The following is a 23461-nucleotide window of genomic DNA, read 5'->3' on the forward strand; positions in this document are numbered from 1 at the left end:
GTCGGCACCCAGCTGAACGTGCAGGAGGCCCGCCACCGGCTGGCGCGGAAGTCGCCTCCGGCAACCGGGGCCGGCTGTGCCAGCGCTACCGCGAAGGTTTGGAGGATCAGCTGGGCAGTCTGGGGGCTGGCGTTCAGGAGGCTGCGCGAACATGGAGTTGGTGAGGGTCAGTCGGTGGTTGACCGCCACGGTGCATGGGGCCTCGGTACGGCGGACGTCGGCGCGGACGCTCGGGGCGTAGATGGGACGGCCGTTGCCGGGCGCGGTGCCGAGGTAGAGGTGGCCGGTCAGATGGCACCAGGCCGGGGAGCGGCCGGACTAGAGCTGATCTTGTCCCCACCTGACCCGTGTCCGGGGGCAGGTCACGTGCTCCTGAACAGCCGGTCCAGCTGCACGTCGATCGCGGCGAGCGCGTCCTGGGGCTCGATCACGTCGAGTTCGATCAGGGAGGTGAAGCCGGTGAGGGCGAGGAGCAGGTTGGTCTCGGTCGCCGGGTCGCGGCCGGAGTCGATGTGCCCGTCGGCGATCGCCTGGCGGACCACCTGCTCGACAAGGGCCCGCCCTTGGACGAGGCCGCGGCGCGCCTGCTCGTGCACGGCCTCGTCGTGCAGCGCCTCCAGGACGTAGGCGGCGCTCATCCGGCTGGTCGCGCGGGCGTCGGCATGCAGGGGGAGCATTTCCGCGAGCGTCAGTCGCAGCACGTCACGGGGGTGCGGACGGTCACCGAGCTTTTCGAGCCCCTGGTGTACGCGCACCGAGGTCTGCTCGGACGCGAAGTCCATGGCGAAGGAGAGCATGGCGGTCCGGGAGGCGAAGTAGTGCTGCAGCTGCCCGAGTGACATGCCCGCCTCCTGCGCCACCACGCGCATCGTCAGCTGTGTGACGCCGCGCTGCTCCACCACCCGCCACAGTGCGCGGGCGATCGCTTCGCGGCGTCCGCGGTGATCCACCTGTTTCGGCATCGCCGGCCCCTCCCTCGTACCCCGGGACTGTTCCAATACAGTTGACATAATACACCTGACCCATAATCCTGGGGTCCACTCGAGGGAAGGAATCGTCATGTCCGAACAGCCAAAGGTACGGACCACGGAAGGCGTGGTGCAGGGGCGCCGGCGGCAGGGGCACGCGGTGTTCCGCGGCATCCCCTACGCCCAGCCCCCGGTCGGAGCGCTCCGCTTCGCCGCGCCCGCGCCGCCGCACCGCTGGGAGGGGACGAGGCAGGCGGTCGAGTTCGGCCCCGTGGCGCCGCTGTCCCTGCCGATCGACGTGCCCCCGCAGGGCACCGACTGGCTGACGCTCAACGTCGGCACTCCGGATCCCGGCGCGGCGGGACTGCCGGTGCTGGTGTGGATCCCCGTGGGCGGCTACCTCTCGGCGGCGTCGAGCGACCCGATGTACGACCCGGCAGCGCTGGCCGAGGCGGGAGTCGTCGTGGTGACCATCAACTGCCGCGTGGGCGCGGAGGGATTCGCGTTCCTCGACGACGTGCCGCCCAACCGCGGATTCCTCGACCAGATCGCGGCGCTGGAGTGGGTGCAGCGCAACATCGCCGCCTTCGGAGGCGACCCCGGCCGGGTCACCGTGGGCGGGGTGTCCGCCGGGGCGGGCTCGGTCGCCGCCCTGCTGACGATGAAGTCCGCGCGCGGCCTGTTCCGGCGGGCCATCGCCCATTCGGTGCCGGGGCTGCACAGCACCCCCGCGCTGGCACGGCAGGTAACCGCCGCGTTCGCGGACCGGCTCGGCGCGGCGGCCCCCACCGCCGAGGCCTTGCGCGACATCGACCCATGGCACCTGGCCGCCGAGCTCACCTCCTTCAACGCCGGCCTCCACGCGCACCGGGAGAGCTGGGGACGCCTCACGGAGGCCGGAACCGCGCTGTGCCCCGTCGTCGACGGCGAGGTCCTCCCGGAAACGCCCTGGCCCGCGCTGACCGGCGCGCGCGCGAGCGGGACCGAACTGCTCGTCGGCCACACCCGGGACGAATTCCGGTACTTCAGCGTCATGAGCGGACGGTACGGCACCTTCACCGAGGCGGACGCCCACGCAGCCCTGGAACTGCTCGCCCCGCGGCCGGACGGCGCGCGGGCCTACCGTGCCGCGTTCCCGCAGGCAGGCCCGGAGGAGCTGGTGGAGACGGTGTACTCCGACGCCCTCTTCCGCATGCCGTCACAGAAGCTCGCCGAGGCGAACGCCGCAGCCGGCGGCACCTCGTACCTGTTCGAACTGTGCTGGGTTGCCCCGGCCCTCGGCGGCATCCTGGGCGCCTGCCACAGCCTCGACGTGCCCCTCGCGTTCGGCACGCTGGACAGCCCCGTCGGCACCCAGCTCATCGGCGAGAAGCCCACTCCCGAGGCCGTCGCGCTCTCCCGCGAGCTCCAGGAGGCATGGGTCCGCTTCGTCACCACCGGCGACGCGGGCTGGTCCGCCCACCGGCCCGGCGGGCACCTCACCCGCGTCCTGGACACCGAGTCGAAGACTCTGCCCTACCCCGAACAGGCATCCCGCCAGATCTGGGAAGGCCACTCCCCCGCCCCCTTCGATCTCCCGTAATGGTCCGGGTCGGCTCCTACGGCTGCGACGCCGCCACTCACCTGCCCATCGGGACAGCGCGAATCGGCGTACAACCAGGCACCACCCGGCCCGCTTGGCAGCGGCTCCAGATCGGTGACCGGCAGGTAGGCGATGTCCGGCCGTGCCCAGCAGCGGGTGACGTGGGCGGGGAAGAGCACCACGAGCCCGTCCATGCCGGCGAGGGCATGATCCCTTCCGCGTCTCGCACCACGGGGCCGCGCTCGATCTGACGGCCCCATCGGGTGAAGCGCGGGGCGTCGCCTCGGTGACGCCGGTCTCTCACCCCCAGGGCAGCGGAGTGCCGACATCGGGCGCGGCCGAGATGTCCCGGCCGCCGGCTGGTTCGACGAGGGCGGAGGGGGCGGTGAGGTCGCGGAAGATGGCGGTGCCGGGCCGCCACGAGCGTCAGCAGTACGGAGAGCACCTCGGTGCCGAGCGGCACCCCGAGGGAGAACGTCTGGTTCCAGGACAGGCCCGTGGCGTCGAGACCGCTGGTGAACGGATGTGTGAACCCGGCCTGGGCCTCTGTCAGCAGCCTGTTCATGATCGGGGCCAGACCACGTACGAGAGAAAGGGGCAGCGTCCCCTCCCACTCGGAGAAGTTCCTGGTGAGTGGGTACGGCAGCGGTGGCCAGGCCGGTCGGATGTGGCCAGCTGCATGACCCGCTGCCGCGTCATCGACTCGCAGAGCCGAGCGCGACGGCACGGCGGCGATCTCGGTCACCGTCACCAGCTCACCCGGCTTCGCGAGCGCCGCCGATGAACATGCGGATGAGCGACAGCAGCGGCCACCCGATCGCCCGAGTCGACGTGGTACGCGCCGTTCACTCCGGCATCACGCTCGACGATGCCTACCAGTGGCTGGAGGCGGACGGCGAGGAGTTCCACCGCTGGCTCGACGGCCAGGCCAGCCATGCCCGCGAGCAACTGGACACACCCTGCCCCGTCGGGAGGAGCTGCTGACCCCGGATCCGCGAGCTTGGCGGCGCGCTCCCGCGGTACTCGGACTTCACGCTGGCGGGCGACAGAATCTTCTACCTGGCGCGCGAACCGGGCGCCAGCCGGTGCCGGATGCTTGCGCACATCACCGGGGAAATTTCCCGCTGATGGAATCTCTCCGCGGAAGGGGCGCCTGGCCTGGTCGAACGGTCAGGACCGGAGTATGGGGAGGAGCCTGCCACGTGTGGCCATCAGCCCAACGCGCAGACCTCGACGGCCGGCAGTCGATGGTTGCCCGAGCCGGCCAGGCGGCCGGGAGCCGCCGGCGTGTGGCCGGTGCCGGGCGACGACGAGGCGGGTGTTGTGAGGTGGACCAGGCGTTGATGGCCGCCCCGGTACGTGCGAGGGTGGTCAGCGACGGAGAGGGTCGAGCGATGAGATCGTTCACGGGAAAGATGGCCGTCGTCACCGGAGGCGGCGCCGGGATGGGACGCGAACTGGTCGTTCAGTTGGCCGCCGAAGGCTGTTCGGTCGCCGCGTGCGACGTCGACGAGGCCGGGCTGGCCGTCACCGCCGAGCGAGCCGCCAAAGCCGCACCCGGCGGCGGCGATGTGCGGGTCACCACCCACCACTGCGACGTGTCGGACGAGGCTCAGGTGACGAGGTTGCGCGACGAGGTGGTCGAGCGGCACCGGACCGGCCACATCAACCTGCTGTTCAACAACGCCGGCATCGGCGGCGGCAGCAGCTTCGTCACCAGCCCGCGAGCCGAGTGGGAGCGTACGTTCGGCGTCTGCTGGGGCGGGGTGTACAACTGCACGCGTGCGTTCATGCCGCTCCTGATCGCCAGTGATGAGGGGTGCCTAGTTAACACCAGCAGTGTCAACGGGTTCTGGGCGGCCGGCCCCGGTGTGCCGATGAGCGCGTACAGTGCCGCCAAGTTCGCCGTGAAGGGCTTCTCCGAGGCGATGCTGACGGACCTGCGGATCAACGCGCCGCACGTACGGGTCGCGCTGGTGATGCCGGGGCACGTCGGCACGGAGATCGTGATCAACTCCCGCCGGATCCACGGCCACTCCGAGCCTGACGACATGACCGCCGAGGAGCTCGCGGAGGCCCGCGTGCTCGCCGCCGCCGTCGCGGGCGTTCCCGCCGACCGGTTGAGTGATGAGGAGGTTCGGGCTGCGGTCAAGAGCATGGGTGAGTGGTTTCGCGACACCGCGCCGCTGTCGGCCGCCGACGCCGCGACCGTCATCCTTGATGGCGTACGCGCTGGCACGTGGCGCATCCTGGTCGGTGATGACGCCCGCGCGCTCGACGCGGCGATGCGTGCCGACCCGCTGGACCTGTACCGGCCCGACAGCCCGACCCTGGCGGCCGTGTTTCCCGACATGCGCCGTCGCGAGGAGTGACTCGGATTCGGCAAGCCGGTCACCCGGCGGTGCCGGGGATTCCGGCCTCGTTGCCACGCTGAGGCCTCCTGTAGTCCCGGGGAAATGTGGTCGGATCTCCCTGACCTGCGCTGATGTCGTTCCTCGGGACGGGAGGTCGCTGTTCGCTCACGGTGTGGGGCCATGAGCGAGGAGAGGCCGGAGTTCGGGGTACGGCCAGGGCCGCCGGCCGCTGTGGGGAGAGCCGGATCGCGACGCCGAGCGGGTCCGTGACATCCTGCGTGGTGCCGGGCTGGTGGAGTTCGGCGACACCAGGCCCGGGTTCGTGGTCGAGGGTGGCCGGGCGAGTACGCCCTTCCTGATGGCATACGCCGGTCCGGCCGAGATGCGGCCGTGGAAGTGGCCGCCTACAACCGAGCCCTGACTGGGGCGGGACTGCGGGTTGAGCCCGATGCCGATGATGATCAGACGCTGCGGGTGTGGTTGCCTGCATGAGCGCGGTGGCCCTTGGGCCAGCGGGATGGTCAGCGGGAGCGGCGGCGCTGGACGGGGTCGGCTTCGGCGGTGATGCGGGCGAAGGTCTCCTCGCCCAGGCGCACATAGCGGCCGAGGCTGGCCAGGTGCTGGTGGCGGCTCTTGGCCTGGAGTTCGGGCGCGGTGCCGTCCGGCTTACGCGAGATGTTGCAGCGCCGAATGAGAACTTCTCCTTCAACGCCGCCGCCAGCTGCGCATCCAGCAGACGATCAAAGACTCACCCTCCATCGTTCCCGCGCTGAGCCGCTCCCGGACCCCCGCCATGCTGGATCGCCGAATGCTCCTCACAGACACGCCAATGGCAGACCAGCATCCTCGCCGCCGACCCCGCCATCGAGCGAACCCAATACCTGCCCGGCGTCGGACACCGCATGTGGAACGGCCTCGACGACAACAACGAGCGCGCCGCCGCCGTCATCACAGCGTTCCTCCAGGGCCGGCCGTCGCCCCTGCCCAATGACCCAACCCGCGCGGGCATCTCCGCCTTCCTCCGCGACCACAGGTGAGGCTCGCAGCGGGCCGATGCCATCCCACCGGAGGTCCGCTCACGCCGCAGTGAGACCGAGCCGACTCTCCATGTCCAACCGGAACCGGCCGTAGGGGTTCACCTGGGCCCAGAACAGCGGGCCCGTCCCCGTTCCGATCCGGGCACGAGGCCATCGCGTACCTGCCATTCCTGCCACGGTGGCAGCACGACATCGAACGGACACACGGAAGGACGACCAGCGCGATGGCCGACGAATCACCCCCAACCCGGACGGCGCCGGACCGCCACTACGCAGCGCGCCGCGACACCGAGCCGGTGCCCCGCTGGCGCGTGGTGCCACCACGGCACTTGGTACGCTGGAGCGATGCCCACCGAAGGCCTCTGGAGCCGTACCCGGCACGCCGTGCACGACGAGATCAGCGCCGTCGCCATGAGCCTGTTCCTGGAGCGAGGTTTCGAAGCCACGACGATCGATGAGATCGTCGCCGCCGCGGGCATCTCACGCCGTTCCTTCTTCCGTTACTTCGGCACCAAGGAAGACGTCGCCCTGCGGCACCTCGCCGCCGACGGCGCCGTCCTGCGTGCCGCCCTGGAGCAGCGTCCGGCCGACGAGGACGCCTGGACCGCGCTGCTGCGGGCGTTCCTCGGCCTGGAGCAGACGTCGGCGCCCAAGGAACAGCTGCTCAAGATCTCCGCGATGATGTACGGCACGCCGTCTCTGCGGGCCCGTAGCGCCGAGAAGCACCGCCAGTGGCAGGACGAGCTGCTTCCCGAGGTCCGCCGCCGCCTCGTGTCGGCCGGCGGGGGCCCGCACGCCGACGTTCAGGCGCGAGCCGTCGTCGCCGCGGCCATCGCCTGCATGGACACCGCCGGGGAGGCGTGGACCCACGCCAACGGCGAGACCCCGCTCGGCGAGTTCCTGATCGCGGCCTTCACCGCCGTCGCTCCCGTCATGACCGGGGCGTGACCGGGCGTGCGAGAGTCCTCCGAGCGCGTGGCCGGAGGACTCTCGGCTTGTGTGCGCGGCGGGTTACAAGGGGCTGCCGGTAAGGTTGGCGGGTCGCGCGCCACCGACGAGGCCGCCCAGGAAGTTGTCGTCGAGCAGGTTGTTGCTGCTGAGGAGGCCTCCGACGGCTGCGATGCCTCTGAGCATGTGGGCTCCCTTTGTACTGATCGGGGTTGATGGTTCCTGATCTGTCATTGCCGAAGCACCTGGTGACGACGTAGCCCCTGACTACAATGAGTTACCAGCGACGGTAGGGCGGCTGCTCTCCACCCCCACCTGCCGCCCCGCCACTGCGCACCCCCTCCCGGGGCCTTCCGGGCCGGCGGTCATCAGCGCGTGGCACACGTGAAAGAAGCCGCGCTGTCGACGTCACCGGAGCCTTCGTACTTGGGCCAGCCAGGAAACATGCACAGCGGCCTGGTCCGGCCGGGCACCCCGGAATCGTCGGTCGCGACGAGGTTGTTCGCGGGATCGATGCCTTTCTCGACCCAGTTCTCGATGGCCGCCAGCTGATCCCACTCCGGCTGGAAAGACGACGAGGGGCCGTGCTGCGCGCCCGGGATCTCGTAATAGCGAACGAACGAGTCCACCCGCGACGGCCCCATGGTGGCCTGGATCCGCGCGTAATAGTGTTCCGTCGTTCTGGCCGCCGGTTCGGCGCTGCCCGTCCAGAGCAGCAGCTTGCCCTTTCTGTTCAGGAAGCCCGACAGATCGGTGACATTGGAGAAGAGCGCCGAGTGGGCCGCGATACGCGAGGCCATCCCGCTTCCGCTCGTCATGTCCATCGCCAGCGTGTTGAAGTTCGGGTCTCCCACGATCATGTGACGGATGACGCCGTCGGCGAGCGCCAGGGGCATTTGCGGGGTCGGCGGGAAAGCGGGCGCGGCCGAGCCGTAGACGCCGACCTGCGTCAGCAGCGCCTTCTGCGGGAAGTCGGGCACGCCACCGCCATGGTCGGCAATGTAGACCGGATAGCCGAGGACACTGGTTTCGCCCGTGCCGATGACGTACGACAAGGGCTTGGGCTCGTTCATCCGCTTCAGCGCCGCGAGCTGGACGCCGGACAGGCAGGTGTCGCCCCTGTCCTGGCCCTTGGGGCAGCGCAGGACAGCGGGGTCGAACCGGACCTCGCAGGAGCGGACGTTGCTGATGACGCCGTCCTTCGCGCCGTCGAGCGGGTCGCACACCTTCATCACCCTGGTGTAGAGAGTGTGCCGCTCGGCCTCGTTCAGCCATGCCCCGGGCTCCGCCACCGCCTGGGCGGCATGGAGCATGTTGAGCGCCACCCCGGTGACATTCCAGCCCGCCGCGCCGGCGACCACACCGTCCCAATCGGCCGGCCAGCGCTGCGCGACGGCCAGCGCTTCGCCACCACCCTTGGAATAGCCGATGAAATAGGATGTGCCGGGCCCGCGGCCGTAGCGGGAGGTGATGAGCGACACCGCGACGTCACGCGTCTTCTTCAGCGCGTCGCCGGCATAGTTCTTGAGAGCCTCATGATTGGCGCCGAAAGCGGCGGGCGGTTCCCCCTCTTCGGGCTGGTGCCCGGAGTCGCTGGAGAAGACCGCATACCCTCGGCTCAGCGGCAGCGGCATCTTCTGGGCGCCCCAGAGATTCGACGCGTTCGTGAGCGGTGGGACGAATCCATTCAGGCCGGCGCCACCGAGCATCACGGCCTTGCCGTTCCACTCTTCCGGCAACGCCACCTGGAATTTGATGTTCGGCGCGACCGGGTCGACCGGTTTGATGTCTCCCGAGACCAGGCAATGGGCGCCATAAGCCTGGTTCCCCGCGCCACCGGCATTCGCGGCGACCGCCGAAGAAATGGTGGCGCCGCCGGTCGGAAGAGCGATGGCCCCGGCCGCGATCGTCATTCCGTTCAGGCCGGAACAGCTCTCGGCCGCCGACGCTTCCGCCTCGTAGGCACCGGCGCCGACCGCCGTGAGCATGAGCGTGAGCGTGAGCGCCGCGTTGAAAGTGGTGGACCATCTTTTGCGCCTAAAGAAAGAGGACATACATCTCCCGTCCAGCCTTGGATCGCTACAGGACCGTGTGGCACGTCCACCAGGTGGAGCGGCCATCGCACGCCTCAGCGCGCCCTCCACCCCGCTGGCTCAACCTCTCCTGCGCTGCTGAGGGGTGGGTTCTTTCACATGACGGACACTATATGTCAGTTGGGCACTGAGTGCCAGACAGGCCCGGTGAGACTGCCTCATGCGCGCGCCCGCACGAGCGGCCGCTGACCAGTAACAGGCAGAACTAGACCAGGAGTCCAAAGCGGGCGAGCGGCCGTCCCGGCCGTTTCCAGTGCCGCACATCTTTCAGGAGGGGTGGGCCGGCGCATAAGGACTGGCCCCCGGGGGCGACACCGTGGCCTTCGCCACGCACGTCCGGCACATCGTCCCCTGGGCCGAGGGGAAGCAAGGCTGGCGCCGGCACCGTCCCGTCGCCGCCTGTGCCGGCCAACACCTCGGAGCCGACCGCCCCGGCGCCGCTTGCGCCGCGTTCCTGCGCGACAATCCCAAGGCCGCCTTGCAATGGCGGCACGAGTCCGATCTACGCCGCTTCGAACAGCGCTACACCTTCTCGCCCACGTCGTCACAGTAGCCGAGCCGACGCCGGGATCGAGGTCAGCAGTCCGTTGGCGTCCGACAGCCAGTCGCAGATTGCCTGGCTCTGGGTGCCACGGAACGCCACGATGATCATCCGGCCGCTGGCGGCGATGTGGGGTTCCTCCGTGTGGCGCGGCGGCACTCTCACCGACGACAACTCTCATGATGGCGGGGCCCGCCAGGCCCTCCCCCCAGCGCATGTCATTTCTGTCGTCACGCCGGCGTTCCAGGGGCGGCGAAGGGCGGCGGTTCGGGTGGCCGGCCGGTGACGGCGGTGATGATGTCGGCGGCGACGTCGTGCGGTTTGCGGTTGCGGTTCTGCGAGGCCAGGCGCAGGACCTCGAAGGCGTGGGAGGCGGTGCAGCGGCGCTGGCCCATGATGATGCCCAGCGCCTGGTCGATGATCGCGCGGCTGGTCAGCGACTGGCGCAGGTCGTCGGTCAGTTCGACGTGCTGGGCGGTGGTCAGCCCGGTCTGCAGCAGCACCCCGGCGTGCTCGGCGGTGGCCGCGATGGCCTGGCGGGCGGCCGGGCCGATGGCGGCGTCGGTGATGGCGTAGACGTTCAGCGCACCCATCAGTTCCTCGCCGCCGCGCAGGGGATGGGAGTAGATGCCGTGCACGCCGTGGGCGAGCATCTGGGCCGGGTAGTCGCCCCAGCGATGCTCGCTGGGCATGTCGGTGACGGTGATGATCTCGCCGGTGCGCATCGCCTCCAGGCAGGGGCCGCCGTGGCCGTTGTTGTACTGGGCCTCGTCGATCATCATGGCGTGCGCGCTGGTGGAGGCCACGGTCAGCACGCGACCAACGCGCCGCAGGGTTACCCCGACAGCGAGGCGCCGGGGGTGGAACGGGCGGCCACATCGGCCAGGCGGCCCAGCGCCTGCTCCACGTTGGCGGTCGGCAGCAGCAGCGCGGTCAGCTCGCGCAGATACGGGGGCATGGGGACGGGGGCGGGCTGGGCGGGTACGGGCTGGTCGGCCATGAGACGGCACACCCCCACGTGAGGGGGTCCCCTTTCTGGGCGCAGGCGTCGCTGTCGCGCCATGTCCGGCAACCGGACCGCCCTCACCGGAGGAAATCCTCAGGCGGCCGGCACGGGCGCGCACCTCGTTGCGCGACTCCACCCGCCGAAAGCGGCGGCGACCAGATCAACAAACACGCTGCTCAAGCAGGGCCACCTTGACCCTACGCGCCCTTGGCAACCCGAACTCGCAATCGCTACGGCCTGCCCTTGACCACAGCCGCCGGTTGCGGATGCTGCACCCGCAGCTCACCCTCATCTGGGGCGACAGCGCCTACGTCGACAGCAGGTCCGGGCACAGTCGCCAGGCGCAGCGTCGCCTGCTCACCCTTCCGGTCGTACGCCGCCACGGCTCACCGGCGCCATCCCGCGAAGCGACGACCTGACATCTGCGAGGATGCGGTAAGGAAGATTTCCCGTTCCAAAGCTCGTCCTGGGCGGGTCCATGAGCAGATCTCCGTCGCCGCGACAAGGGGGTTTCATGCCGTTGCCGTCCATGGCGGAGGAGCACACGTATCACCCGGTGATCGCCGAGGTGCTGACCCGGGCCGATGGGCAGCTCGACCGGCGTGAGCCGGCCAAGCTCATGCTCGCTTCGTGAACTGCGCGCGTACCCACAGGTAGCCGAGCAACGAGAGCCCGGCGCACCCGGCGATGGCCATGATGACCTGGCCCGCCGACGGCGGGCCAGGTCAGCAGGCCGCGCAGGGTCTCGATGAGCGGGGTGAACGACGATGGAGCCGATGGCCGCACCCCCGGCCCCTGCTTGCCCGCCGGCACGAGCCCGATGATGATCCCGATGGCCACGAGCCTCCCGAGCATGACGTCGTAGCGGGCCAGCGGGCCCCGCACTGTGTGGCGGAAGCCGATGCCGTCCAGGACGATCTGGTCCCCGTACGCCTTACGCGACGTCGCGGCCGCGATCACTGAACCGTTCATGGTCGTTACGGTCGCGGACCGCTCTGATGCCCAGCCGATGTCACGCTGACACGACCGCTGACGCGGCCGGCCGGCGCAGCGTTCCGGCCGGCCAGACCGCCCGACTTCCCGGCTCCCGTGCCCGATGCAGGGCAGCAACTGCGCGGCCGCGCCTACACCCACACCTCCGGCAATGCGATGGGCAGCCGTGGACGGGCCGTATATGCAATAACCCCTGAGTTCCCCTGACCATCTTCGGCCTCTCTAGCCGCAGGACCTGGGCTTATCTGCTGGTGTTCCTTCTTTTGGTGTTGGTGAGATTTCAGGGTTTCTGAAGGCCTATCACCCTGGTCGTTCGTCTTGCTGTGATGGTGAAGGCGAGGTGGCCGGAGTCAGCGCCGACAGTGGTGAAGGATCTTCTGCGGGTGGCCCGTGCCCCGGTCACCGTCGAGGGCCTGGAGGCGCTGGAGACCGACGTTCTGGCCGGGTACGTACCGACCCGGGCGGCTGGAGAGAGTGTCTGGGACGCCTGCACTGCCCGGCTGCTGCCGCGCTTGCTCGCGGGACGCACCCGCGGGCCGATGTTCGTCACCCACCGCCGCTCCGGTCCGGGCAAGATGCTCCCGGCCCGGGACGTCTGCCCGGACACCGGCCTGGCCTGCCTCTCCTACGGCCAGGCCCGACCAGCACTCCGCGGTGACGCCGCTTGCCTGGGATAGCTGTGTCAGTACGGTTTGAAGTCGGGGTAGTAAGCCGCGGCTGCGGTGGCGGTGTCGATGTTCCGCGGGAACAGCGCGGCTTCGTAGGCGCGGATGGCCGCGTCGATGTCCTCGGGCTGTCCGGCGATGGCGTTGCCGAGCTGGCCGGCGTCGAACAGCGCCCAGTTCGCTCCTTCGCCGTCCGGAGGTGCCAGGTGGGCGGCGTCTCCGATGAGCGTGACCCCGGGTACATGCTCCCAGCGGTGCCCGATCGGCAGCCCGTACAAGGGGCGGAAAACCGGCGGGATGTCGCTGTCGGCGACCAGCGACTGCCGCCCGGCGGGGGACGGCGTCCTGCTCCCAAAGCTGTCTCGAACCTCAAGGCAACTGTGATCTAGATCACGGTTGAGGTTGACCTTAGGTCAGGGTGGAAGCTCGGCGCAGCGGCGCGACGCCGACCCGGACATAACAACTTCGAAGGGCAAACCACCATGACGATCACCCTTTCCGATCAGGACAAGAGCACCCTGCGGATTGCCGCGTACGGCGCCGTGTCGCTGATGGCCGCCGCCGGTGCCGCCGGCAAGCCTCACAAGATCGCCACCAATGGCAGCATCGCCCTGGGCTCGGCCACCGGCCTGGTCGGCCACGTGCTCGCCGAGCACCCCAGCGGCAGGGACCTGGCCGGCACGTCGGTGGCCGAGATCGCCGACCGCGTGCTGCCGGCTCTGACCGCGGCCATCAACCTCCTGAAGCAGCAGGATCCGGCCGAGGCCGGCAACTTCCGCAGCACCGTCCTCGTCGCTGTCGAGACCGCCCAGATGCACCAGGGCCGGCCGAGTCCCGCCACGGCCGAGATGGCCCGCAAGATCACCGAAGCCCTCGACACCGCCAGGGTGGCCGTTGCGGACAGCGGGGCCGTGCCGGAAGCTGCGGCCGGGCAGGATCGCCCGGAGCTGCAGAAGGCGATCGAGGAGATCGTAAAGTCCGGTTTCGTCGGGGTGTCGCTGCGGGTGAACGATGAGCGGGGCGCGTGGGCCGGCAGCGCCGGGGCGGCCGAGCTGGGCGGGACCGCCAAGCCGCCGGTCAACGGGCATGCCCGGATCGGCAGCAACACCAAGACCTTCACCGCGACCCTGGTGCTGCAGCTGGTGGCCGAGGGCAAGATCGAGCTGGACACCACGGCGGCCGACTACCTGCCCGAGTTCGGGCTGGACCGGCGGATCACGGTGCGGATGCTGTTGCAGCACACCAGCGGGCTGTTCAACTTCACCGGCGAGGTCTACGACGACGGGTCGATCGTGCACGGGATCCCCGTGCCCTACGGCACCACGGGCAAGGAGTGGGTGGACAACCGGTTCCACACCTACCGGCCCGAGGAGCTGGTACGACTGGCGCTGTCCAAGCCGGCCCGGTTCGAGCCGGGGACGGGCTGGAGCTATTCCAACACCAACTACGTGCTGGCCCGGCTGCTGATCGAGAAGGTCACCGGCCGCTCGCTGGCCGAGGAGATGCAGCAACGGATCCTGGGGCCGCTCGGGCTGTCGGGCACGGTGGTGCCGGATGCCTCGCCGGAGATCCCTGAGCCACACACCCACATCTACTACCGCTACGAGGATGCCGGCCGGCAGAAGACGATCGACATCACCCGCCACAACCCCTCCTGGGTCTCCACCGGCGGTGACATGATCTCGACCAGCCAGGACCTCCACACGTTCATCACTGCGCTGATAGGCGGCAAGCTCCTGCCGACCCCACTGCTGGCCGAGATGTGCACCCCACGCGCCACGGGCATCCCGAACTTCGAGTACGGGCTGGGAGTGATCGTCCAGAAAACGGATTGCGGCGGCACCGTCATCACCCACAACGGCGGCACGGTCGGCTCCACGACGCTGATGTACAGCACACCCGACGGCAGCAAAACCATGACCGCCGTACTGAACTGGGTGGACGACGCCGACATGTCCATGGCGACAACGGTCCAGAACGCCCAGCAAAGGCTCGTCAACGAGGTGTTCTGCGGCGAGCAGGCCGATCCGGCTCAGCCGGCGGACTGAACTCCTGTGACCCGTACGCCTCCAGAGGCGACCCCTTCCGGTCGTGCATCAGGGAGAACGTGAATGGGGGGCCACCTGCTCGGCTGGGGTCTGCCTTGTCGCCGAACTCGAGCACAAGGCAGGATTCAGCCGATGAACGGAGTCACGATCGGGCAGGCGGCGGCCTTCGTCGGCGTCACGGTGAAGACGGTGCGGCACTACCACAAGCTCGGCCTGGTGCAGGAGCCGGAGCGCGACAGCTCCGGCTACCGCAGGTACGGATCGGCCGAGCTGCTGCGGCTGGTGCAGGTCAGGACGCTGGCCGCCGCCGGGGTGCCGCTGGCCGACATCGGGCCCCTGCTCGACGCCGACGCCCCCCAGTTCGCCGCCGCGCTCGCCGACGTCGAGCGGCAGCTCACCGAACGCATCGAGGAGCTGACCGCGCGCCGTGACACGCTGCACCGGCTCGCCGACGGAGACCGGACCCTGCTGCCCGACCGCGCCGTGGCGCTGCTGAAGCGGATGTCCGGCCTCGGCGTCCCCGCGGAGCAGGTGGCGGCCACCAGGGAGGGCTGGGTGCTGGCCAGGGCCCTGGTCCCCGAGGGCTTCGACGACTTCCTCACCCATGTCGAGCACGCCCTCGACGACCCCCACTTCGTCGCGTTGAGCAAGCACGCAATCCAAGCCACGGCATGGGAGCCGGACGACCCGCGCCTGGCCGAGCTCGCCGCTGCCATTGCCGAGCACTTCCTCGCCAACCCCGCACACCTGAAGATCGTGACCGGCCTGCAAGCCCGCACCGACGCCGCGGCCCGGTACCACCTGATCGCCCACCACGGCGAAGAACAGGGATCGGCCGCGGCCCGGGGGGTCGCGCTCGTCGAGGCCAAGCTCCGCGCCGCGGGCATCCATATCCCCAGACCAGACACCCACTGATCGCGCCGCTGGAGCGGCTCGTCGCACGCTGGGTGCATCTCCTCAGGCATCCACGCGTCCTCCGACGGAGCGGCCAAAGGACAGGATCGCGCTGCCAGGTCGGGCACGACGGGGCGATTCGCCGTCCAGCTCAAGGAAAGCCTCAGGACAAGAACGCCGGTCGTGGCCGCTACACCCCCTCCTCGTCCACGCCGCTGTCGCCGTCGGGCACGTCGGGTATCTCGCCGAGCTGCCGCAGCCCTTCGGCCGGGGCGGAGGAGGCGATGACGTAGCGGCCCAGGACGTTGAGGTGGGCGTGACCAAGCGGGCTGAGCCGGGCGGCGTCCTCGTCTTTGACCGGGATGCCGTGGGCGCGCAGCTGGCCGACGGTGGCCGACAGGTACTTCGAGTTCCACAGCGCGACCGCGTTGACGACAAGACCAAGAGCCGCCAGTTGGTCTTCTTGTCCTTCGCGGTAGGCCTGACGGATCTTCCCGCCGTTGCCGTGGCAGATCTTGCGGGCCGGCCGGTGCCAGGATTCCTGGGTGGTGAGCTGCTTGTTCAGTCTGCGCCGGTAGGTGTCGTCGATCGGGTCCAGGATGGACAGCAGGTGCAGGGTCTTGTCGATGCGGCCGTACTCGGCGAACGCTTGCCCCAGCGGGGTCGGGCGCCCGCCTCGGGCGAACATGCGCAGCAGGTCGTAGGCGCGCACCTGGTTGGTCACCAGCGATCCGGCGACCCGGGTCAGGTCCGACCCCTGGGGTGGATCTTCTGCCGGTTGATCTTGTTGCGGGCGATCGCTCCAGCGGCCCGTGTTTGGGTGTCGTGCCGTCGGGCAGGTCGGCGCGCCAGAACCTTTGGTCGCCCAGGCCGGCGAAGCGGGGCGCGAACCGGTAGCCGAGCATGGAGAAGATGCCGAACACCATGTCGCTTTCGCTGGCCTGATCCGTCGTGACCAGCTCGGGTTTCGGCCCGGCGTCGATGTTGATCAGGCAGTCCAGGATGTACAGCGAGTCGCGCGGGGTGCCTGGCACGACCACCTGCCCGATCCCCATCACTTGCTCGTTTACGGCGTTGAGGAGTGTGAGGCCGCGTTTGTAGCCGAAGTACTTCGGTGAGGGGGCGGCGTTGTTCGTTTGGACCGGGACGACGAAGCGCAGCCCATCGACCCGAGACCAGCAGCCCGCCGCCCCACAACTTCACGATCGGCACGCCGCGCTGGGCCTTGATGAGGATCGCGTTGGCCGCGGCGTGGTCTCGGCGCGCACGTAGTTCTGGTCAACGTGGGACAGGCGGTCGCGCCGCTGTAGGCACCGGACGAGGTCCTGGACGTCGTCGCCGCCCAGCTGGGGGTCGATGATCCGTCCTGTGTGAAGCGTTGCACCGAGCGGGACAAGACGCGGCAGAACATACCTGGGAGATCGCCAAGGCGTTCGGGCTGAAGGACTTTGCCTCGGCCGAGTCCGAGCTGGCGGCAAGGTGCGGGCGCACGCCTGGAACACCGGCGACGGCAACACCGCGATGGGCGACATGAGGAGCTCTGACCTGCTTCCAGGTCGCCGGCGGTGACCGGCTTGCGCGGCGGTGGAGATCGGCGGGTGCCGTGGCCGGGACCACCGGAAGCGACCACGCAAGGCGTCCCGGTCCGGCCGCTAGGAGTCCTGGGTGAGGTCGGCGCGGTGGTCGGTGGCCCACTGGGCGAGGGTGCGGCCGGGCTTGCCGAGGACGCGTTCGACGTCGGGCAGGACCGTGGGCGGCTCCTCGGCGTACTCGGCCTGGTAGCCGAGCAGGTATTCGGCGATGTCGTAGGGCATCCCGGCGGTGATGTAGGAGGCGCGTGCCTGGCCGTAGGTGAGCGCTTCGAAGCGCAGGCTTCTGCCCAGTCCCTCGCCGATGGCGGCGGCCTGCTCGCGGTGGCTGAGCGCCTGCGGACCGCTCAGCGAGTAGGCCTTCCCGGCGTGCCCGTCCTGGACGAGGGCGGCGGCGACGACCTCGGCGATGTCGGCCTCGTGGATGGGTACGCCGAGCGCGTCGGGGAAGGCGCTGCGCACCACGCCTTCGGTGCGGATGGACTCACCCCACATGTCCAGCTTGTTGATGGCGAACTCGCCCGGCCGGACATGGGTCCATTGCAGGCCGGAGGCTTCGATGGCCTGTTCGACCTGGTGCAGCATCTCGTAGCTGCCCGGCCGCCGGATGGTGACGGCCACGCTGGTGAGGGTGACGATGCGGGTGAGCCCCGATTTGGCGGCCTGTCCGGCGAAGGCGCGGGCCTGCTCGGCGGCGCGGCCGGGGTCGGGGTCGAGCAGGCCAGCCAGGTAGTAGGCGCGGTCCACGCCGTCGAGCGCGGCGGGCGCGCCACTGATGTCGCCGGCCACCAGTTCTACGCCGTCGGGCAGGGCGGCGGTGGCCGGGTTCCTCGTCAGGGCGCGCACGTGCTGTCCGGCTCGCAGCAGGCGGTCGACCACGATGCGCCCGATCGTGCCGGTCGCGCCGGTCACCAGGATGGTCATGGAGGTTCTCCGTTCATGGATGGCCGACGGCCGCGGGCCGTCGATCGAGCCCGCGTGGCGGCCGGTGACCGACGTGGACATGATGATCGAACCGGACGGGGCGGTGTCGCGTTCGCGTCAGCGCACGGCCTTCTGAACGAGCTTCCTGATCGCCGCCTCGCTGGCCTCGGTCAACTCTGTCAGGGCGTAAGCGGTCGGCCACATGCCATCGTCCTCGTCGAGATTCGCCTCCACGCTGAACCCCAACGAGGAGTAGCGTTCCTTGTCCGCCTGCCCGCTGCGGAAGAAGCACACCACCTTCCCGGCCTTGGCGTAGGCGGGCTGGCCGTACCACAGCCTCGGCGCCAGCTCAGGGGCCGCGGCGGTGACGACGGCGTGTACGCGCTCGGCCAGCGCACGGTCCGGCTCTGCCATCGCGGCGATCGCCGACAGCACCGCCGCCTCATCAGCGGCCGCCTTCTTCGCGCCTCGGCCGCCGCGTGCCGCCGCCCTCAGCTCGGTGGCGCGCGCCTTCATCGCGGCGCGCTCCTGCTCGGAGAATCCCTCCGCCGAGGAATCGTGTCGCCTCTTCTCGCTGCCGGCCTTCGATGTGCCGCTCATGACGTGTTGCTCCTTGTCAGTCGCCGGGAGGGGGATGTCCTCACGCTATCCGCACCGGCACAGGTCAGGGCTTCTCGATTCCTGACCGATCCAACGCCCCGCGACGCCGTACGTGACTGCTGATCCCAGGTCTCTTTTGGTGAACTAGCGGTGCGCCGCAGGCACGCTGACATGGAAGAAGGCCGGCAGGTGCTGCCAGGCGCAGCCGCTGGTGAGCACATGGACGACTGCGGTCAGCACCGTACGCGCATCGGCGGCGGCCCTGCCGCCCTCTGACGTCGCCTACCACCCGACAATCAAACAAGATCGAGATACACCACACACACCCTTCCGTCCGGATGGCGGCTCCGAGCAGGGCGGCGATGGCCGGCCGGTCAGGGAAGCCTCTGCGCAGGCTCTGGACGATCGGGCTGCCTCTGAGCCTGCGTCCATCGGACGGCAGGCGGGCGGCCGCTGCCGTCCGCCTGCTGTGATCCAGCAACCGGGCGGCCGACGCCGCACCCCTGCACCGCCCCCGAGTCGAACGCCTCGTGCAAGATCAGCGATGGAATCGGCACTTGGTGAACTCCAGGCCGTCGAACCGGAACACCGTGACACGGCCGGGGTGGTCGCCGACCGCCAGCAGCCGGCCATCGGCGGAGAACGCAACCGTGCGGTAATAGAGTGATGGCTCGCCAGGTACGACGAAGCGCGGCTCCAGCGGCTGTCCGGTCGCGACGTCATAGACGACGACCGGGCCTTGGACGCGGGCGCAGGCGAGCCTGGTGCCGTCGGGGGACAGCGCGACGTCAGCCAACCTGTCTTCGATCGTCCAGCACGTGGCACCGGATTCCGCCGAGACGCCGTAGCATCCCAACGTCTCACCGCTCGCGACAAGAAGCTGCTCGGTCCGGTCGAACATCAGCTTGCCGAGCCCACGGGCATGATCGGCACTCGCCGGGAAGGGGCACGGGACGCCGAGCACTCGCCGGCCGGAGCCGACATCCCAGATCTCGAGGTCGTACTCCGCATCGCGGTTGTCCGCGTGCCGGATGAGGCCGACGAGCCGGCCCGACGGAGACAGGGTGGCGGTACCGCTCCGTAAGGGCTCGCCCGCCGGAAGCTCGAGGCACGAATGGCCATCCGGGCCCAGCACGCGCAACGTGTGATCGTCGGCCACCAGCATCCGGCCGCCGACGGCGTGCCGCCCCAAGGGGGTGTGCGACAGGCGCTGAACATGACCGGTGGCGAGTGCCACCGTGTGGCTCGCCTCCTCCCCGCTGCTCGTGTTCCGGACTGTGAAGGTCAGGTGCGATCCGTCCGGCTCGAACGCCATGTCATGGACCGCCGAGTGTCGCGACGCGTCGGCGTACACCACCAGGCGGGCACCGGTCCGTAAGTCGATGGTCTGCACCTCGGAGCCGAGCCGCAGCCTGACCCGGTCAGGAATGCCGCGGGCGACCGCGAGGGTGCTGCCGTCCGGGTGCAGGGCGAACGCGACGATCCCGTTGGTCGCCGGCGTCGCGCACTGGACGACGACGTCGCCCGGCTCGGTCGCGGCAACCTCACGCAGCACGGCATACCCGTCACGCATCTTCTCGGTGACGATCTTCTCCAGGGCCTCGCGTGCCGCGTGTCCGCTGCCGAACGACTTCATACGCTCCTGAGGCTTCCCGGCACCGGCCCACCAGCTCCGGCGCAGCTCGGCCCCGTCGGCCCGGAGTTCCAGATATTGGGGCTTCGAGGTGCCGGGATGGGTCAGGAGAATTCGCTCACGATTCATGCGGGGCAGCGTAGAGATCTTCACCGTCAGAATTCATCAGCGCGTAGCGACCTCACCCACGCCATGCCGGGCCGTGTCATCAGCGGCGAGCGTACGTGCAACACCAGATGGGGCCTGGTGAGGGGCACGATGTTCCAAGCCGCCACCGCTGTCCCCGCGTCGGCGTCGACCACCAGCCGCACCCGGTGCGGGGTGGTGATGACGTGGAGATCGGCGACGAACGTGTTGCCCTGCCAGGCGCCGGCCGCGACGACGGGGCGGCCGAGCGGCGAGCCTTCCCGCCATTCGCCATGGCCGGCCTCGACATCGAGAAACGAGCCGAAGCGCAGCAGCCATCCCGCCGTCCACGGGATCGACGATCACCGTGGTTCCGTCAGGCAGAGTCGAGTCCTCGGCGGAGGAGTCGAGTCTCGCCTTGACGGAACGGTCCCGGTCGGCCGAGCCCCGGCACCGGCGCGAGTGACAGCCTCGGTCAGCCGACGGCGTACGCGCGGCTGACCGTCTGTGTGAGACCGGCGCCGTCGGCATCCTTCACCGTGGCGTGCAGGCTCGCGAATCCCGATGTGACGGGATTCGCGATCACGGGCCGGGGGTCGCTTCCGTCCCGGGCGCCTGGGTCGGATGCCCCGAGCGGGTCGGCGCCGAGCGGGGCATCAGGCATCGAGTCTTCGGCGTCAGGAGTGCCCGCCGAACTGCCAGTTGCCTCAGAGCCGGTCTCCGACGCAGGAGGACATCATCGGACGAAGGTTGAGAACCGGGTGAGAAGCCGGTCTCGATCGTTGACGCGGCGCAGCGCGCTGTCTCCGAGCAGAGCGAGCGTTTCGGCGACCAGAGCCTGTGCGAGCACGAAGCCCGAGGTGATCGAGTTGTACATCCAGGGGCTGGCCACGGCGAACGTCAGCGGGACGGCTCCGGGAAGGTCGGACACCGGGGATTCGGCGTGATCAGTGAGTGCGACAACGGTCGTGCCCTGCGCGGCCGCGTGCCGCGCGGTGCTCACGGTGACCGCTGTGTACGGATGGTAGGAGACCACGATGAGAAGGTCTTGCTGGGTGAAATCGCAGATCTGATCGACCAGCGTCCCATGGGCGTCGTCCAGCGGGATCACATTCTCGCGCAGGAAATCGAGCTGGTAAGCCAGATGGACCGCGATGCAGTGCGCCGCCCGCAGGCCGAGAACGTACACCTTCCGGGCCTGCTTGACGTGTCCTGCGGCAATGCGCAGACGGTCCCGGTTGGCTGCTGTGTTCGTCTGGCTGATGTTGGCCGCATCACGCTGGGCAATGCTGTCCAGCAGCGATCTTCCGGCCGGCGGGCCGTGCGCCGCCGCCTTGGCCGCCGTGCTGAAGTAATCGCGGGTTCCGGTCACCCACTCCTGAAAATCTCCTTTGAACACCTCATACGATCGGTAGCCCAGGTCCCTCAGAAGCTTGGCCACGAGTCCCGTACTCACGCCGGCCACCAGCGCGGTCTTGCGCAGCGAGCCGAAGGCGACCTGTTCGGGATGGGCGAGAAAGTACTCCGCGGCCTGCCTCTTCTTACCGGACAGCGCAGGCAGGGCGCTCTCCAGAGCCCGCACCGCCTGCGGAGACCGGGAACCGTCCGCGGAACGCCGGCGGTGGTGATCGTGAGGTTCAGCGGATTTCATAGCGCCCAGCGACCTCTTCGTTCAGCTCGATGCCGAGTCCGGGACCTTCCGGCACATGCACGATGCCGTCACGGGGACGGATCGGCTCGGTGATCAGCTGGGTACGCAACGGCTGCTCCATGGCGTTGTATTCGAGGTAGGGGCAGTCGCTCAACGTGGTGATCAGGTGCATGGTGGCGGCCACGAGGATGTCGGAGCTCCAGCAGTGCGGAATGACCCGGACCCGGTGCAGCTCGGCCAGGGCCGCGATGCGCAGGCATTCGGTGATGCCGCCGGCCCGGGCGACGTCGGGCTGGACGATCCGCAGCCCGCCCCGCTCCATCAGGTCGCGGAACCCGTAGCGGGTGGTCTCCTTCTCCCCGCACGCCACCGGCGTCGGCGACTGGTCGACCAGCCGCCGCCAGCCGTCCAGATCGTCCGGGGACAGCGGCTCCTCCAGGAAGTAGACGCCGTAGTCGGCAAGCGCGCGGCCGAGCCGGATCGCATCGTCGAGGGCGACCGGCATGCCCAGATCGACCATGAGGTCGATGGACGGGCCGACCGCCTCCCTGAGCCGCCGGACCAGCTCGATGTCGGCGGCGATATCGCTGCCGAGCGCCCCCCAGCCCAGCTTGACCGCGCGGAAGCCGGCATCGACGTGCCGGCGGGCGGTCTGGATCGCCTCGTCATGGCCTGGCGGCGTCAGGTCACTGGCATAGGCGGGCACCGACGTTCGCCGAACCGATCCGAGCACCTGATAGACGGGCTTGCCGAGAGCTTTGCCGAGGATGTCCCACAGGGCGATGTCGATGCCGCTGATGGCATGCACGGCAAGGCCCCGCCGCCCATAGGACTGGGTCAGCGCGTACATCCGGTCCCACAAACGGCCGATCTCCCCTGGATCCTCGCCGACGAGGATCTCTCGCAGCCCGCGTGACGAGGTGTGATACCCCGAGCCGTCGATGATCGCGCGAGCGGCGTCCGGGTTGGTGTGCACCTCACCGAGTCCTATGATCCCCTCGTCGGTCAGCACCTCGATGATCAGCAAATCCTGCAGGTTGTCACCGGACACTGCCGGGGAGGGCAGCCTGAGATACCGCGTCCGGATGTCTGTGATCTTCACTCATCCCACCTGTCGCATGGGCTCGGCCCGCTTCCGTCCGCTCGGAGCGGATGCGCGCAGAACACAACTGTGTCAGATCGCAATATAGAACACGAATGTGTTTCCCCACAGGGGGACGGAGAGCTACGTTGAAGGCAAGTCGCGCGGACACCGAGTAGAGGTCCAAGTGCGATCCTGGCGGTTCCTCCGGGGGCCGCAGGGCCAGGAGGGCAACGCCTTCACCATTGATCCCCGTGTGATCGGTCCCCGGCAGACCGCGGTGATCGAACTCAACGTCTCCGATGACGACCGCATCGCCGGTATCTGGGCCCGCGTCTCCAACGCTCCGGTGCGCGCATGCGAGCTCGTGGACAGCACGGAGGCGCCCATCGGCCGTCCTGACCGGCCGCGCGGTCGGGGACGGACCGTTCGTCCGGCTCAACGGTACCGGCCACAGGGCGCGGAGGGCGATCGCCTGGGCGAGGGCTTCGTAGCCGGCGTCGTTGAGGTGGATGCCGTCGCCCGAGTCGCACTCGGGGCGCAGCGAGTCAGGACCGGCGGGCTGCCGGACAGCGGCCTCGACGTCGGCGACCTGGTCGTAGGCGCCGCTGGTGCGGATCCACTCGTTGACCTCATCGCATACGGCCTCCGCGCCGAGGCTCCAGATATTCAGACCCTGAGGATGAAGCATCGCGTTTGACCTTGACGCCCAGGTCAGCCTTTAGCGT

The 23461-nt window shown here is 69.4% G+C and carries 22 protein-coding genes and 2 pseudogenes; 10 read left to right on the plus strand and 14 right to left on the minus strand.

What is annotated here, in order from left to right; translation table 11 throughout:
- Positions 1–9 precede the first annotated feature (9 nt).
- Positions 10–125, plus strand: a pseudogene (locus AB0I79_RS39905) (Tn3 family transposase); the annotation flags it as partial.
- A gap of 237 nt (positions 126–362) precedes the next feature.
- Here the strand turns inward: AB0I79_RS39905 and AB0I79_RS39910 are convergent.
- A complete protein-coding gene (locus AB0I79_RS39910) occupies positions 363–962 on the minus strand; it encodes a TetR family transcriptional regulator C-terminal domain-containing protein (protein WP_357884907.1) in 600 nt (199 codons plus the stop codon).
- A 97-nt stretch (positions 963–1059) separates the two neighbouring features.
- On the opposite strand from AB0I79_RS39910, the gene AB0I79_RS39915 reads away from it, so the two are divergent.
- The 4 genes from AB0I79_RS39915 (at position 1060) to AB0I79_RS39930 (ending at position 6889) form a co-directional block, all read left to right on the plus strand.
- Positions 1060–2550, plus strand: a complete 1491-nt coding sequence (locus AB0I79_RS39915; protein WP_357884909.1) for a carboxylesterase family protein — start codon at positions 1060–1062, stop codon at positions 2548–2550.
- Positions 2551–3342: 792 nt separating this feature from the next.
- Positions 3343–3534 (plus strand): hypothetical protein, encoded by a 192-nt coding sequence (locus AB0I79_RS39920; protein ID WP_357884911.1) that lies wholly within the window; start codon positions 3343–3345, stop codon positions 3532–3534.
- A gap of 431 nt (positions 3535–3965) precedes the next feature.
- Entirely contained in the window at positions 3966–4922 is a 957-nt protein-coding gene (locus AB0I79_RS39925) for an SDR family oxidoreductase (RefSeq protein WP_357884913.1), read from the plus strand.
- Positions 4923–6286: 1364 nt separating this feature from the next.
- On the plus strand, positions 6287–6889 hold the full coding sequence (locus AB0I79_RS39930) for a TetR family transcriptional regulator (RefSeq protein ID WP_357884915.1): 603 nt from the start codon (positions 6287–6289) through the stop codon (positions 6887–6889).
- A gap of 63 nt (positions 6890–6952) precedes the next feature.
- Here AB0I79_RS39930 and AB0I79_RS39935 read toward each other — a convergent pair whose 3' ends face one another.
- From AB0I79_RS39935 to AB0I79_RS39960, 6 genes are all read right to left on the minus strand, one after another.
- Positions 6953–7075, minus strand: a complete 123-nt coding sequence (locus AB0I79_RS39935) for a hypothetical protein (RefSeq protein WP_357884917.1) — start codon at positions 7073–7075, stop codon at positions 6953–6955.
- A gap of 182 nt (positions 7076–7257) precedes the next feature.
- Entirely contained in the window at positions 7258–8877 is a 1620-nt protein-coding gene (locus AB0I79_RS39940; protein WP_357884919.1) for a tannase/feruloyl esterase family alpha/beta hydrolase, read from the minus strand.
- Positions 8878–9526: 649 nt separating this feature from the next.
- Positions 9527–9688, minus strand: a complete 162-nt coding sequence (locus AB0I79_RS39945; protein ID WP_357884921.1) for a hypothetical protein — start codon at positions 9686–9688, stop codon at positions 9527–9529.
- Positions 9689–9753: 65 nt separating this feature from the next.
- Positions 9754–10338 carry a GAF and ANTAR domain-containing protein gene (locus AB0I79_RS39950; RefSeq protein ID WP_357884923.1) on the minus strand — a complete coding sequence of 195 codons (585 nt, stop codon included), beginning with the start codon at positions 10336–10338 and terminating at the stop codon, positions 9754–9756.
- A gap of 20 nt (positions 10339–10358) precedes the next feature.
- Positions 10359–10523, minus strand: coding sequence for a hypothetical protein (locus tag AB0I79_RS39955; RefSeq protein ID WP_357884925.1), 165 nt, complete (start codon positions 10521–10523; stop codon positions 10359–10361).
- A 555-nt stretch (positions 10524–11078) separates the two neighbouring features.
- Positions 11079–11501: a hypothetical protein gene (locus AB0I79_RS39960; protein ID WP_357884927.1), complete on the minus strand. Its 423-nt coding sequence runs from the start codon at positions 11499–11501 to the stop codon at positions 11079–11081.
- A gap of 404 nt (positions 11502–11905) precedes the next feature.
- On the opposite strand from AB0I79_RS39960, the gene AB0I79_RS39965 reads away from it, so the two are divergent.
- Positions 11906–12199, plus strand: a complete 294-nt coding sequence (locus AB0I79_RS39965; protein ID WP_357884929.1) for a hypothetical protein — start codon at positions 11906–11908, stop codon at positions 12197–12199.
- Positions 12200–12204: 5 nt separating this feature from the next.
- Here AB0I79_RS39965 and AB0I79_RS39970 read toward each other — a convergent pair whose 3' ends face one another.
- Positions 12205–12465 (minus strand): hypothetical protein, encoded by a 261-nt coding sequence (locus AB0I79_RS39970; protein WP_357884931.1) that lies wholly within the window; start codon positions 12463–12465, stop codon positions 12205–12207.
- A 204-nt stretch (positions 12466–12669) separates the two neighbouring features.
- Here AB0I79_RS39970 and AB0I79_RS39975 point away from each other — a divergent pair, with 204 nt between their 5' ends.
- Both AB0I79_RS39975 and AB0I79_RS39980 read left to right on the plus strand, forming a co-directional pair.
- Positions 12670–14235 (plus strand): serine hydrolase domain-containing protein, encoded by a 1566-nt coding sequence (locus tag AB0I79_RS39975; RefSeq protein WP_357884933.1) that lies wholly within the window; start codon positions 12670–12672, stop codon positions 14233–14235.
- 132 nt (positions 14236–14367) lie between these two features.
- Positions 14368–15150 carry a MerR family transcriptional regulator gene (locus AB0I79_RS39980; RefSeq protein WP_357884935.1) on the plus strand — a complete coding sequence of 261 codons (783 nt, stop codon included), beginning with the start codon at positions 14368–14370 and terminating at the stop codon, positions 15148–15150.
- Positions 15151–15319: 169 nt separating this feature from the next.
- Here the strand turns inward: AB0I79_RS39980 and AB0I79_RS39985 are convergent.
- Both AB0I79_RS39985 and AB0I79_RS39990 read right to left on the minus strand, forming a co-directional pair.
- Positions 15320–16430, minus strand: a pseudogene (locus tag AB0I79_RS39985) (transposase); the annotation flags it as partial.
- Between the two features lie 351 nt (positions 16431–16781).
- Positions 16782–17642: an NAD(P)H-binding protein gene (locus tag AB0I79_RS39990; protein WP_357884937.1), complete on the minus strand. Its 861-nt coding sequence runs from the start codon at positions 17640–17642 to the stop codon at positions 16782–16784.
- Here AB0I79_RS39990 and AB0I79_RS39995 point away from each other — a divergent pair.
- A complete protein-coding gene (locus tag AB0I79_RS39995) occupies positions 17641–17778 on the plus strand; it encodes a hypothetical protein (RefSeq protein WP_357884939.1) in 138 nt (45 codons plus the stop codon). The two genes, AB0I79_RS39990 and AB0I79_RS39995, sit on opposite strands and share 2 nt — an antisense overlap.
- Here AB0I79_RS39995 and AB0I79_RS40000 read toward each other — a convergent pair.
- The 4 genes from AB0I79_RS40000 to AB0I79_RS40015 all read right to left on the minus strand — a co-directional run bounded on the left by AB0I79_RS40000 (position 17760) and on the right by AB0I79_RS40015 (position 22754).
- Positions 17760–18242 (minus strand): DUF1801 domain-containing protein, encoded by a 483-nt coding sequence (locus AB0I79_RS40000; protein WP_357884941.1) that lies wholly within the window; start codon positions 18240–18242, stop codon positions 17760–17762. The genes AB0I79_RS39995 and AB0I79_RS40000 overlap by 19 nt on opposite strands.
- A 538-nt stretch (positions 18243–18780) precedes the next feature.
- On the minus strand, positions 18781–20004 hold the full coding sequence (locus AB0I79_RS40005) for a hypothetical protein (RefSeq protein ID WP_357884943.1): 1224 nt from the start codon (positions 20002–20004) through the stop codon (positions 18781–18783).
- 733 nt (positions 20005–20737) lie between these two features.
- Positions 20738–21652 (minus strand): MurR/RpiR family transcriptional regulator, encoded by a 915-nt coding sequence (locus tag AB0I79_RS40010; protein WP_357884945.1) that lies wholly within the window; start codon positions 21650–21652, stop codon positions 20738–20740.
- Positions 21639–22754 (minus strand): mandelate racemase/muconate lactonizing enzyme family protein, encoded by a 1116-nt coding sequence (locus AB0I79_RS40015; protein ID WP_357884947.1) that lies wholly within the window; start codon positions 22752–22754, stop codon positions 21639–21641. Before AB0I79_RS40015 ends, AB0I79_RS40010 begins: the two co-directional genes overlap by 14 nt.
- A gap of 166 nt (positions 22755–22920) precedes the next feature.
- Between AB0I79_RS40015 and AB0I79_RS40020 the strand changes: the two genes are divergently transcribed.
- Positions 22921–23433, plus strand: coding sequence for a hypothetical protein (locus AB0I79_RS40020; RefSeq protein WP_357884949.1), 513 nt, complete (start codon positions 22921–22923; stop codon positions 23431–23433).
- Positions 23434–23461 lie beyond the last annotated feature (28 nt).

This window comes from Nonomuraea sp. NPDC050202 (assembly GCF_040656115.1).
Classification (GTDB): domain Bacteria; phylum Actinomycetota; class Actinomycetes; order Streptosporangiales; family Streptosporangiaceae; genus Nonomuraea.